We start from the raw sequence: 11,648 nt of genomic DNA on the forward strand, positions 1-11,648 counted from the left end.
GCGAACGCGAGCACCAGTGCGAGAACCTTTTTCTGATGGCAGGCAAAAGAAGAAGTTTCGGCGTCAGATGGGTAATGATAGCATATTTGCACGAAAATTGCAACTTTTTTGAAAAAGCGTTTTGCGCGGGTGAAGCGGGCGCCGCCCACCGTTTTTCCGCCAAAGCCCCCGGCCGTAAGGTAGAAATTTCAGATGCGGAATTGTGCAAAACGCCCGAACCGCCGGATACGCGCTTGTACTGCGGCGAAAAATGCGGTATACTTTTGATACGAACGATATACAGACAGAGGGAGAACCCATGAAGTTAAAAACAAAGCTGGCCGTTTGGGCCTGTAAGGCGTCAGGCGCGGTGCTGCGCCGGCTGGGCCGCGGCGGAACCAATCTGCCCGGCAAAATCGCGCTGCGAATTGACCCGGATATCTTGGGTGAGCTGTCGCGCGGCGTCAAGGTCACCGTGGTGACCGGCACCAACGGCAAAACCACCACGGCCCGCATGATTGAGCAGGCGTTTGTTGATGCCGGGCTGAAATACTTCTCCAACAAATCCGGCGCAAACCTGCTGACCGGTATTATTGCTGTGTTTGCACAGCACTGCACCCTGTCCGGACGGTGCCCATATAGCCATGCGCTGATTGAATGTGATGAGGCTGCATTTCGCAAAACCAGTGAGCATCTGCCGGTTGAGTGTTTGGTGGTCAACAATATTTTCCGCGACCAGCTGGATCGGTTTGGAGAAATCACACATACCCTGCATGCCATCCGTGATGGTATCACCCATATTCCGGATGCCACGCTGTGCCTGAATGCGGACTGCTCGCTCACCGCCTCTTTGGCCTTGCAGGTGCCGAACAAGATTGTTTGGTTTGGGGTAAACGTGCCGATCTATGAAAATACCGCACAGGAGCTTTCCGATGCTCCTTACTGCATCCGCTGCAAAACCGAATATCAATATGACTATACGACTTACGGTCATCTGGGCGGTTTTTCCTGCCCGCATTGCGGTTACCGCAGACGGGAGCCGCAGGTTGCGGTTACACAGGTGCTGAAAACCGGCCCGGATTCTTCCGATATCCTGCTGGACTTGTTTGGTCATGTGCATGAGGTGCATGTCAATTTGCCGGGAGGCTATAATATCTACAATGCGGCGGCAGCGGCGGCAGCAGCACGGATCATCGGTATCGAAGAGGAAACCGCGATCACTGCCCTTGGCCAGTTTGAGTGTGGTTTTGGCCGCGCCGAGCAGTTCACACTCGGACAGGCGCAGGCGCGTATGATGCTGGTCAAAAACCCGGCCGGCTTTAATCAGGTGATCAATCTGATCTCGCACGATGAGGGCTGCTGCAAGCTGGCCTTCCTGCTGAACGACCGCTTTGCAGACGGCACGGATATCAGCTGGATCTGGGATGTGGATTTTGAAGCGCTGGCCGCGCAGCAGGCGCGTTTCACCCGTATTCTGGTTTCCGGCGTGCGGGCGGATGACATGGCGCTGCGGCTGAAATATGCCGGCTTTGTATCCGACCGGATCGAGGTGATCCGCACATATGAGGAATTGCTGGATGCCGTCGGCGCAGACGAAACACCTGCCTTTTTGATGCCGAGCTATACCGCGATGTTCGAACTGCGCGGGGAGATCGGAAAGCATACCGATGTAAAAGCGTTTTACGAATAAGGAGGAACGGAAACGATGGAATTGCATATCTGCCACCTTTATCCGGATATCCTGAATTTGTATGGCGATCGGGGCAATATTTTTACAATGAAGCGACGGCTGGAAGCACGCAGGATCGGCGTACAGATCGACGAATGTTCGATCGGACAGCCGTTGGATGTCGACAAATACGATCTGTTTTTCATCGGCGGCGGACAGGACTTTGAACAGGAGGTACTGCTGCGCGACCTGGCTGGCGGCAAGGGACGCGATATCCGCACCGCGGTGGAAGATGAAAAGGTGTTTCTTGCCATCTGCGGCGGGTATCAGATGCTTGGTCAGTACTACAAAACGTGGGATGGTAGCCAGATGGATTTTATCGGTGCGATCAACGTGCACACGATCGGTGCCAAGGAACGCATGATCGGTAATTATATGTTCCGCACCACACCGGAAAGCAGCGGCTCGGTCATTGTCGGGTTTGAAAATCACTCGGGGAAAACCTATTTAGGGGAAGATGTGGCGCCGCTTGGCATGGTACTCAAAGGATTTGGCAATAACGGCGAGGATCATACCGAAGGTGCACGGTGCAAAAATGTTTTTGCCACGTATTCGCATGGGCCGTTGCTGCCGAAAAACCCTGCCCTGTGTGATTTTATCCTGCAAACCGCATTGGAACGCAAGTATGATACCTGTGAACCGCTTGGCCCACTGGATGATACGCTGGAAAACAGCGCGCACGATTATATGGAGCATCGGCTGATGCATGGCTGAGTGTCTGCGGAAACCCTGTGCTTTCAATTATATATTTTGGTGTCTGTATGTGTCGTCCGGTTCACATGTCAGTGTTAGCAGCAAAACCGACATATCAGATTCCGAATCAGATGAAGATGACGGTATATCGCCATCTATGAGGCTGTCGAAAAACGCCGTTTTCCAACAGCCTGTGTTCGGGCTTTGCCAAACACGGACGAGAAAAAGTTCCCATATGGGAACTTTTTCTCTTTCAAAGTATAAACAGTCAGGCGCATGTCCTGACTGTTTATGCAGTTGCAATGCAAATGCTGTTTCATGCGCACTGCCGCGCGCATTACCGACGCGCATCGGCAATACGCTTTTTCGATAGGCTGCTCTTTTTTGACACATGCCGCCGTACGGGAATGGTTTCGGTGAGTGGAAGGCAGCCATCATATAAGCCCTCTGCCGGAAAACAACCGTGTTTTCCGGCAGAGGGCTTTATGAGAATCAGACGTTTTGGAATGAACTGGTCATGTTGCCCGATCATTCATCGACGAAGAATTCACCGCGCGCTTTCAGATCTTCGATAATCTGCGCATGCATCTTATCATTCAGCTTATAGCAGGCAAACAGGATGACACCGGCAATGCTCAGAACTGCGGGAATGAGGTTCATCACCACATTCATGGAGGACAGTGCGCTGGCGGTCTGGGAGGCCGCGCTTTCCACATAACCATTCATCGCCAGCATAGCGAGCAGAGTGGTGGGAGCCAGAGCGCCGCCCAGCTTGAGCATGAAACTGGTGCCGGAAGAGCAAAGACCATCTGCACGGACACCGGTTTTCCATTGGCCATATTCTACAGCCAAAGAATAGCCGCGAACATATTATGTAATCGGGCGGATCGGCTTTGTGGTTTACTGCTTACTGCACTTTCATTATTTAAGGAATTCACGCGCAGTTTTGGCGATACCGGCGCCATCCATGCCGTAGTATGGATACAGTTCTTCCGGATAACCAAATTCCACAAAAGTATCAGGAATGCCAATCTTCTTCAGCCGTGCGAACACACCGGCTTCCATCAGCACATCGGCAACAATGCTGCCGAGACCACCGAGAATATTGTGATCCTCCACGGTGATGATTGCGCCGCTCTTTTTGGCAGCGTGGATGACAGCATCCTTATCGATCGGTTTGATGGTGTGCATATCAATTACGCCTACGCTGAAGCCTTCTTCCTCCAGCTGACGTGCCGCCTGCACGGCGCCGTATACGCCCATGCCGGTGCCGATGATGTTCAAATCGGTGCCTTCTTGGATGACATTGGCCTTGCCGATCTCAAAATCATAGTCGTAATCCTGGTTATAAACCAACGGCTCCTCACCGCGCGGAATACGGATATAGATCGGCTTGGGATAGTTGAGCGATTTACGCAGCACCTTTTTGCACTGCTCCGCATCGCAGGGCGCGATCATGGTCATGTTCGGCAGGGAGTTCATCACGCCGAATTCAATAATGGTGTTGTGCGTCGGGCCGTAGCCGGAGGACAGGCCGGCATGCGTGCCGATGAGACGTACCGGATAATCGTTGTATGCCACGTCGTTGTGGATCTGGTCCAGTGCGCGCACACACAGGAAGGGGCCGAACGTCTGCACATACGGCAGGAAGCCCTGCTTGGCAAGACCGGCTGCCATGGTGACCATGTTCATCTCCTGAATACCTACATCGAGGATGCGATCCGGATATTGCAGCTGTTTCTGCTGCACACGGCCGCCGTTGCCTGTGCCGTCTGCGTTGATATAACATACTCTGGGGTCATCATCGATCATTTCGAGGATTTCGTTTGTAACCGTTCCCTTGGCTTCCATTGCGGGGCCCATATCACCGCAGCAAAAAGTAAATCCACCCATTGATTACACCTCCGCCAGTCTTTCCGCTGTGTATTCTCTGATATCCTTGAGCGCTTCTTCAAGTTTTTCATCGTCAAAGCCGCCGATATGCCATGCGCAAGGGCGCTCCATCATAAACTTAACGCCCTGCCCCTTGGTTGTGCTGCAGATGATCGCGTTCGGCTTGCCGTTGAGTGTAACTTCCGGTAAATTGGCCAGTGTCTTATCGATTTCAGCCATCTTGGTGCCGTCAATTACCGTAGCATTCCAGCCAAAGGCGCGGAAGCAGTCCGCCATGCCTTCGGGGCCGCCCTTTTCGCCCCAGCGCTCATTCTGTCCGGTTTCAAACGCAGCCGACGCATGGTTAAAGTCAACAATGGCGACAATGTTGTCCAGATTATGCGATGCGGCATACAGAATCGCTTCCCAGTTGGAGCCTTCTTCCATTTCGCCGTCGCCCAGCAGCGTCCAGATGCGGGATTTAATGTTCCGTCCGCGGTTGGCGTGCGCTAAACCACAGCACCACGAGAGGCCATGGCCAAGCGATCCGGAGGAAACCTCAATGCCCTTGACGTGCTTGTGGTTCGGATGCGCGCCGAAGGGATGGCCGATGGTATTATAGGTATCCAGCAGCAAATCCCAGTCATACATCCCCATATCGCAGAAGATGGTGAACAGCAGAATGCCGTTGTGCCCCTTGCTCAGAATAAAAATATCACGGTTGGGATCGTCCAGATTGTCCGGATCAAAGCCCATATACTTGTAATACAGCGCTACTGTCACATCAGTTGCGGACATAGGGCCGCCGATGTGTACGTTGCCGATACGGCGCGTGCCGAGCGCCAGCTTTTCGCGGATTTCGCCGGCCTTGACCACCAAATCGCGTACGTTTTCAACATGTACTTTCGCCATGGTATGAATTCATCCTTTCTATTAGAAGATCGAATAGCCGCCGTCAACCGGAATGTTGATGCCGGTGATGTAGGAAGAAGCCTCGCTTGCCAGAAAGAGCATAACGCCCTGCAGCTCATCTGTCCGACCGAAGCGCTTGATCGGCACTACTTCCAGGCACATATCATGTCCGGCCTTATCCATTACGCCTTCGTGGATGCCCGACCAGATATAGCCCGGGGAAATCGTGTTGACACGGATGCCGTAAGGAGCGAGTCCCGCGCCCATATAGCGCGCCAGTTGAGAGATGCCGGCCTTTGCAGTACCGTAGGCGCAGACCGGAGACGGGCCGCCGCCGATAAAGTTAGCATTGTAACCGGAGAGAGAAGAGGTCATAATGATCGAACCGCCGTGGTTATGCTCACGCATAATCTGCTGTGCCACTTGTGCGGTCATAAACGCACCGTTCAGATCGATATCAATAACCTTTTTCCAAGTGCTGTACGGCACGTCAACGTCATCGCCCATCAGGCAGACACCTGCGTTGATGTGTGCAAAATCAACCGTGCCCAGTTCGCGGATCAAATCGTCCTTGAGCGCATTGACCTGTTCTTCATCCGATACATCGCAATACAGCGGAACAACTTTAACACCGTAGCGTTCAGACATCTCCTTGGCAAGCGGTTCCAATCGGTCTTTGGAGGCGGGAATATCCACCAGCGCAACATCAGCTCCAGCCTCAGCCCAGGCTGCCGCCGTGTTTCTGCCAATGCCACCGCCGCCGCCGGTGACAAAACCCTTCTTGCCCTTCAGCGAGAACTTATCCATCAATCGGTATGAGGGGTCTTTCCAAGCATCCTTGGGATATACTGCGTAGAATTCTTCTGCCATCCGGGTGTTCCTCCTTTTGATCAACGTGCTGTCCGGGACACACGCATACTGTTATGAAAAACAGGAATATCAGTTTTGCAATCGCATAAAAAGAAATCGTAAAATTCGTGCAAAATATATAAATATTTCTGTTTTTCTACTTCTGTTTTTAATATAACACCGACTGTAACACTTAACAAATATCAAAATACTATCTCCCACCCATAACCCCAATGCATACCGCAAGCTTTGGTTTGACAGCCTGATCATTTTCCGTTATGATGGGCTTAACGCCACAGAAAAGGAGAGGATGGCACATGCAGTTGCAGCAATTAGAGTATATTGTAAAAATTGCGGAATGTGGATCGATCACGAAAGCAGCAGAGCAACTGTTTATCAGTCAGCCAAGCTTGACAAAATCCATCTCCCATCTGGAGAAGGAATACGGTGTTCAAATTTTTGTGCGCAAACCGCGCGGTATCGAGCTGACAGATGATGGGAAAGACTTTGTCCATTATGCAAAAGGTGTGCTGACTGCTTCACAGGTGTTGAAACAGCGCTTTTCTTCCTTGGCTGAGACAGACGGCCGGGAGTCTCGCCTATTTGTTGGTGCGCAGCAGCTTGATTTTGTTTATCAGATGTTTTTGGAAATATATGAACAAAATAAAGATAAGAATATTCACTATAACTTGGTGGAAACCGACCGAAACAGCGTTATTGAACAGGTTTTGAACGGTGCGGTAGATCTTGGTATTTTTGTTCGAAGCAGTGCAGATGACAAGACTTTTTTGTGGCATACAGAGGCGAAAAAATTAGATATTCAGGTGCTTTCGCGTGCTGCCGTATATGCCTGCGCAGGCCCGAAAGCACCATTTTACGAAAAAGACTGCATCAGCACAAGGGAGGCTGAAAACAGCACCTGTATCGTGCTGGATATGGGGCCACGCGCAAAAGAAGACAAATGTTTTGGTTCAACGCAGCATCATTTCAATCTGAACCGCGTTGTTTTCTTTAATACAATCAGCGCGTGTGAATCTTTTCTGGCAGAAACAGATGCGGTATTATTTGTTGCCAAGTGGGCGATTGGATGCTTCAAAAATCCGGCACTTCGCTTTTTTCCAGTGGTGCCGGAGAACAAAAATGAATTGAATACGGTAAATGAGCTTTTGCTGGTCAAACGTGCGGGAGAACCGATTGATGCGACTGAACAGCAGTTCATTCAGCTGTTGGAACGATATTTTTCTGTCGAAAGGGATTGTATAAAAACTACATTGAATGGATGAATGATTTCCTGTGGGAAACCGTCAATGATGCTGATTTCACAGCTATTCCCTGAAAGGCGCACTGCTGCTGACATAGTGACTTGTCAAACTAATTGCAACAGGAATTGAGTTCAAAGTCCCACAATTCCTGAGCAGAATGGAAGTTCAGAACCTTACAGGGCCTGACGTTTATGAGCGTCAGGTTTGGTTTTAGTGTAGCAGTAGCAATATGGGAAAGATTTCCACCTTTAGGCTAAAACTCCCGAAGCAGACCGTTCAAATTTTCATTTGCACCTCTCTGCCAAGCACAATACGGATTGGCAAAATACACGTCACAATGCAGCCGTTCCTCAATCCGGCGCCAGTTTGCAAACTCTGTTCCCCGGTCACAGGTAATGCTTTTGACCAGCTAAGGGGGAAAGGCGGACAACGCCGAAACGATGGCGTTCTCCATGGTCGCGGCTCGTCGGTCAGGCATCTTGACTGCTATGTAAAACCGGGTCTTGCGTTCTGCCAGAGAGGCAAAGCAAGCCTTGCTCTTGCACTGACTGCTCACCACCGTATCTGCTTCCCAATGCCCGGCTTCCAGACGGATGTATACAGACTTGTCCCGCTTTCGAATCGACTTTCCCTTGTTGCATTTGCCACGCGTTTCCTTGCGCCCGTGGCTTTGTCCGTTGCGGCGCAGCAGGTACTTCTTCTGTGCTGTGTGTGAATAGTAGGTTGGGATGTCGTACATGTGGGTGCAGTTCCGCCGGATCTCCCGCGATATGGTACTGACATTTCTCCCGATCAGTCGGGCGATCTCCCGATAACTCAAACCATCTGCGTAATATTTCCGTATGCAACTGCGTTCTGCTATTTTCCTAAAGTGTTGCACTTGATAGTATAATTCACCACAGATAAAACACCTCTTTCACCATTCCTCGCGGATATTCCGCTGGATACCTTGCTTTTTGCAGTGAAAAACGTTATAATTTGGGTGATTCCATATACTCTTAGCAGGAAGATTTCACAAAGACAGGAGACGCCTTATGCGTATCATTATCATCGGCTGTGGCAAGGTTGGTTCCGCATTGACCGAGCAGCTTTCCAACGAGGGACATGAGCTGACACTGGTTGATCCCTCTGAACGGCGCCTGACCGCGCTGACCAACACCTTTGATGTCAGTTCCGTGACCGGCAGCGGCACCAGCTATACCGTGCTGCGTGAAGCAGGCGTGGAGCAGGCCGATTTGGTCATCGCCGTGACAGCACACGACGAAATCAACCTGCTGGCCTGCCTGATTGCCAGCAAGGCCTCGGGCTTGCCATACGATTGCACGTGTACGGGATCCCGAATATGCAACCGAAATGGGGTTTATCCGCAATGAGCTGGGGCTTTCCATGATCATCAACCCCGAATTATCGACTGCGCGCGCGGTATCCCGCCTCATCCGTATCCCCTCTGCCATTGATGTGAGCACCTTTGCCAAGGGACGGATTGAACTGCTTGAGCTGCATATTCCGGACGGCTCCCGCCTGAACGGCATGGCGGTGTGTGAGGTCAATCATCTGCTGCGCACCAACGTATTGATCTGCATGGTGCACCGGGAAGGAAAAACCTATATTTCCAAGGGTGATTTTATTCTGCGCGCCGGGGATGATTTTACTGTGATCGTACCGCCGCGCGAGCAGAATTTCTTTTTCGGACAAATTGGGATGGCGAGTGACCGCATCCGTTCTGCCATGGTGATCGGCGGCGGCAAGATCTCCTTTTTCCTGACTGCTATGCTGCTGGAAGCCGGTATTTCCGTCAAAATCATTGAGCAGGATTTGGAGCGCTGTGAGATGCTCTCCGAGCTGCTGCCGCATGCAACGATCATCCACGGCGACGGAACCGACCGCGACCTGCTGGAAGAGGAGGGGCTGGCCGAATGCGAAGCGTTTATCTCACTAACCGGCATGGATGAGGAAAACATCCTGCTGTCCCTGCACGCCGGGCGTCATTCCAAGGCGAAGCTGTTTACCAAAATCAATCGGGTCAACTTTGAAGAAGTTATTGAAAGCATGCCGATCGGCACGATCATCCGACCCAAGCAGACGACCGCTGAACTGATCAGCCAGTATACCCGTGCGATGCAGAACTCCATGGGTTCGAATGTGGAAACCCTGCATCAGCTGCACGGCGCGGAAGCGCTTGAATTCCGTGTGGCCGCACACGATCTAACCGGTGTACCCCTGCAGGATATGCCGATCCGACCGGATGTGCTGCTGTGCTGCATCAACCGACGGGGCAAGCGCATCATCCCACGCGGACAGGACATGCTGCAGGAAGGGGACACTGTGATTGTCGTGTCTACCCGCACCGGCATGAATGATTTGCAGGATATCCTCAAGCAGGAGCGGACAGAGGAGGCGCGGCGATGAATCTGGCCATAGTGCGCTATCTGCTCGGCTGGATGCTCGGCGTGGAAGCAGTATTCCTGCTGTTTCCGGCGCTGACGGCATTGATCTATCAGGAACACGAAATCGGCGCATTTCTAAGCGCTGCATTGCTTTGTGCGGTGATTTGCTGGCTGCTATGCCGCCGCAAGCCTGAAAATACCCGTTTTTACGCCCGCGAGGGCTTTGTGACCGTTGCCTGCTGCTGGATCGTACTGGCGTTGACCGGCGCGCTGCCGTTCCTGCTGCCCGGCGAAATCGCCTCGCCGATCGATGCGCTGTTTGAAACGATATCAGGCTTTACCACAACCGGCGCGACCATCCTGAGCGATGTGGAAGCGCTCAGCCATGCCTCGCTGCTGTGGCGCAGCCTGACCCACTGGGTCGGCGGCATGGGCGTGCTGGTGTTTATGCTGGCAATCCTTCCGCTGGCCGGTGGGCATACCATCTACCTGATGCGTGCGGAAAGCCCCGGGCCGTCTGTGACCAAGCTTTCTCCCCATCTGCGGGATACCGCGCTGACGCTGTACGCGATTTATTTCGGGCTGACTGTGCTGCAAATCGTCCTTTTGTTGTTTGGCGGCATGCCGTTTTTTGATGCGCTCAACACCGCACTGGCTACAGCAGGCACGGGCGGCTTCGGCATCTGGAATACTTCAATGGCGCATTACAACAGTTTTTATCTGCAAGCGGTCGTAACCGTGTTCATGATCCTGTTCGGCATCAATTTCAGCTTTTATTTCCTGCTGCTTACACGCCGCTGGCGTGCGGCATTCCAAATCGAGGAGGTGCGGCTGTATTTGGGCGTGATCCTCGCCTCTGCCGTGGTAATCGGCCTGAATATCCGGCCGATGTTTCACAGCATTTGGGAAAGCCTGCATCACGCGTTTTTCCAAGTTGGTTCGATCATCACAACAACAGGCTTTTCCACCGTGGATTTTGATCAGTGGCCTGCGCTAAGCAAATGTATTCTGGTCATACTGATGCTGATCGGCGCATGCGCCGGTTCGACCGGCGGCGGTATCAAATGCTCGCGCATCCTGCTGATGGGAAAAAGCGTGCGCAAGGAGATGAATTTCCTCATTCATCCCCGCTCGATCCGTGTAAATCAGATGGATGGGCACCGGGTTCAGCATGAGGTCATGCGTTCGATCAATGTTTTTCTGATCGCTTATTGTATGATTTTTTTGGTATCCGTACTGCTGCTTTCATTGAGCAACGAAGAAATGATCACGAATTTCACCGCCGTGGCGGCTACACTGAACAATGTCGGCCCGGGTTTGGCAATGGTCGGTCCGACCTGTAATTTTAGTTTTTTCTCCCCCCTGAGCAAAATCGTGCTGATGTTCGATATGCTGGCCGGCCGTTTGGAGTTGTTTCCGATGTTGCTGTTATTTGCACCGGCCACGTGGCGGAGAAGCCGATAAGCAAAACATGAGAGAGAAGAAGTTCCTGTACAGAAACTTTTCTCTCTCAAAATATAAAAGCTGAGGTACACGCCCCCAGCTTTTATGCATTTGCGATACAAATGCTGTTTTATACGCGCTATCACGCATATTACTGACACCCATCGGCAAAATATTTTTTCGATAGTAAGCGTCAAATAGAAATTCAGAAAAGCACAAGGGTGGAGTTTTGCCTCCACCCTTGTGTGCTGTTTCAGGTATGTACTTTTTTACGGCTGTCAGGATAAACGACTTTGGCTTTCTTGTAACCTCTCCAACCTAAGTGCTGGCCGCAGCGGTCACAGTAGGCCACGAACTCGCGTTCCAGCGTTATGCCACATCTGGGGCAGACATAATAGGCATGACCATTCGGGAATACCATCACTTCCTTAACAAGGAGCTCCATGCGGTACTCAGCAAAGCGCATAAGCAGTTGCCATAGAAACGATGGAGAAAAGGATATCTCAGACGATGCGTTGTGCG

The 11,648-nt window shown here is 51.8% G+C and carries 13 protein-coding genes and 2 pseudogenes; 6 read left to right on the forward strand and 9 right to left on the reverse strand.

Going from position 1 to position 11,648, the window contains the following annotated elements:
* Positions 1–298: 298 nt before the first annotated feature.
* Together T363_RS0112690 and T363_RS0112695 are read left to right on the forward strand one after the other, a co-directional pair.
* Positions 299–1,669: a MurT ligase domain-containing protein gene (locus tag T363_RS0112690; protein WP_031476409.1), complete on the forward strand. Its 1,371-nt coding sequence runs from the start codon at positions 299–301 to the stop codon at positions 1,667–1,669.
* Between the two features lie 15 nt (positions 1,670–1,684).
* Complete coding sequence (locus tag T363_RS0112695; RefSeq protein WP_031476411.1) at positions 1,685–2,422, forward strand: type 1 glutamine amidotransferase; 738 nt, start codon at positions 1,685–1,687, stop codon at positions 2,420–2,422.
* A gap of 27 nt (positions 2,423–2,449) precedes the next feature.
* Here the strand turns inward: T363_RS0112695 and T363_RS16135 are convergent, their stop codons facing one another.
* The 5 genes from T363_RS16135 to T363_RS0112715 all read right to left on the reverse strand — a co-directional run bounded on the left by T363_RS16135 (position 2,450) and on the right by T363_RS0112715 (position 6,055).
* Entirely contained in the window at positions 2,450–2,839 is a 390-nt protein-coding gene (locus tag T363_RS16135; protein WP_154658810.1) for a hypothetical protein, read from the reverse strand.
* Positions 2,840–2,929: 90 nt separating this feature from the next.
* Entirely contained in the window at positions 2,930–3,253 is a 324-nt protein-coding gene (locus tag T363_RS0112700; RefSeq protein WP_078097045.1) for an MFS transporter, read from the reverse strand.
* 69 nt (positions 3,254–3,322) lie between these two features.
* Positions 3,323–4,294, reverse strand: a complete 972-nt coding sequence (locus T363_RS0112705) for a transketolase family protein (RefSeq protein ID WP_031476415.1) — start codon at positions 4,292–4,294, stop codon at positions 3,323–3,325.
* A gap of 3 nt (positions 4,295–4,297) precedes the next feature.
* Positions 4,298–5,185, reverse strand: a complete 888-nt coding sequence (locus tag T363_RS0112710) for a transketolase (RefSeq protein WP_031476417.1) — start codon at positions 5,183–5,185, stop codon at positions 4,298–4,300.
* A gap of 21 nt (positions 5,186–5,206) precedes the next feature.
* Positions 5,207–6,055: an SDR family oxidoreductase gene (locus tag T363_RS0112715; RefSeq protein ID WP_051643274.1), complete on the reverse strand. Its 849-nt coding sequence runs from the start codon at positions 6,053–6,055 to the stop codon at positions 5,207–5,209.
* 296 nt (positions 6,056–6,351) lie between these two features.
* Between T363_RS0112715 and T363_RS0112720 the strand changes: the two genes are divergently transcribed.
* Positions 6,352–7,317, forward strand: coding sequence for a LysR family transcriptional regulator (locus T363_RS0112720; protein ID WP_031476419.1), 966 nt, complete (start codon positions 6,352–6,354; stop codon positions 7,315–7,317).
* A 232-nt stretch (positions 7,318–7,549) separates the two neighbouring features.
* Here the strand turns inward: T363_RS0112720 and T363_RS16860 are convergent, their stop codons facing one another.
* The 3 genes and pseudogenes from T363_RS16860 to T363_RS16645 form a co-directional block, all read right to left on the reverse strand.
* Positions 7,550–7,705: an IS30 family transposase gene (locus T363_RS16860; RefSeq protein ID WP_154658811.1), complete on the reverse strand. Its 156-nt coding sequence runs from the start codon at positions 7,703–7,705 to the stop codon at positions 7,550–7,552.
* Positions 7,706–8,035 (reverse strand): hypothetical protein, encoded by a 330-nt coding sequence (locus T363_RS16640; protein WP_051643275.1) that lies wholly within the window; start codon positions 8,033–8,035, stop codon positions 7,706–7,708.
* A 21-nt stretch (positions 8,036–8,056) separates the two neighbouring features.
* A pseudogene (locus tag T363_RS16645) lies at positions 8,057–8,176 on the reverse strand (helix-turn-helix domain-containing protein); the annotation flags it as partial.
* 154 nt (positions 8,177–8,330) lie between these two features.
* Here T363_RS16645 and T363_RS16865 point away from each other — a divergent pair.
* From T363_RS16865 to T363_RS0112735, 3 genes are read left to right on the forward strand one after another with little or no spacing between them, the layout of a single operon-like run.
* Complete coding sequence (locus tag T363_RS16865; protein ID WP_407919085.1) at positions 8,331–8,669, forward strand: NAD-binding protein; 339 nt, start codon at positions 8,331–8,333, stop codon at positions 8,667–8,669.
* On the forward strand, positions 8,650–9,705 hold the full coding sequence (locus T363_RS14750) for an NAD-binding protein (RefSeq protein WP_407919086.1): 1,056 nt from the start codon (positions 8,650–8,652) through the stop codon (positions 9,703–9,705). The genes T363_RS16865 and T363_RS14750 overlap by 20 nt, the downstream gene beginning before the upstream one ends.
* Complete coding sequence (locus T363_RS0112735; RefSeq protein WP_031476420.1) at positions 9,702–11,147, forward strand: TrkH family potassium uptake protein; 1,446 nt, start codon at positions 9,702–9,704, stop codon at positions 11,145–11,147. Before T363_RS14750 ends, T363_RS0112735 begins: the two co-directional genes overlap by 4 nt.
* A gap of 232 nt (positions 11,148–11,379) precedes the next feature.
* Here T363_RS0112735 and T363_RS16145 read toward each other — a convergent pair.
* Positions 11,380–11,648: pseudogene (locus T363_RS16145) on the reverse strand (hypothetical protein); the annotation flags it as partial.

Origin of the sequence: Agathobaculum desmolans ATCC 43058, from assembly GCF_000701665.1 — a bacterium.
GTDB lineage: Bacteria > Bacillota > Clostridia > Oscillospirales > Butyricicoccaceae > Agathobaculum > Agathobaculum desmolans.

What these genes read in the sequence shown, in the direction of transcription:
- T363_RS14750 (WP_407919086.1), top strand. Translation starts at nt 8,650, where the DNA reads ATGGGGTTTATCCGCAATGAGCTGGGGCTTTCCATGATCATCAACCCC.
- T363_RS16865 (WP_407919085.1), top strand. Translation starts at nt 8,331, where the DNA reads ATGCGTATCATTATCATCGGCTGTGGCAAGGTTGGTTCCGCATTGACC.
- T363_RS0112690 (WP_031476409.1), top strand. Translation starts at nt 299, where the DNA reads ATGAAGTTAAAAACAAAGCTGGCCGTTTGGGCCTGTAAGGCGTCAGGC.
- T363_RS0112710 (WP_031476417.1), bottom strand. Translation starts at nt 5,185, where the DNA reads ATGGCGAAAGTACATGTTGAAAACGTACGCGATTTGGTGGTCAAGGCC.
- T363_RS0112735 (WP_031476420.1), top strand. Translation starts at nt 9,702, where the DNA reads ATGAATCTGGCCATAGTGCGCTATCTGCTCGGCTGGATGCTCGGCGTG.
- T363_RS0112705 (WP_031476415.1), bottom strand. Translation starts at nt 4,294, where the DNA reads ATGGGTGGATTTACTTTTTGCTGCGGTGATATGGGCCCCGCAATGGAA.
- T363_RS0112715 (WP_051643274.1), bottom strand. Translation starts at nt 6,055, where the DNA reads ATGGCAGAAGAATTCTACGCAGTATATCCCAAGGATGCTTGGAAAGAC.
- T363_RS16135 (WP_154658810.1), bottom strand. Translation starts at nt 2,839, where the DNA reads ATGATGGCTGCCTTCCACTCACCGAAACCATTCCCGTACGGCGGCATG.
- T363_RS0112695 (WP_031476411.1), top strand. Translation starts at nt 1,685, where the DNA reads ATGGAATTGCATATCTGCCACCTTTATCCGGATATCCTGAATTTGTAT.
- T363_RS0112720 (WP_031476419.1), top strand. Translation starts at nt 6,352, where the DNA reads ATGCAGTTGCAGCAATTAGAGTATATTGTAAAAATTGCGGAATGTGGA.
- T363_RS16640 (WP_051643275.1), bottom strand. Translation starts at nt 8,035, where the DNA reads ATGTACGACATCCCAACCTACTATTCACACACAGCACAGAAGAAGTAC.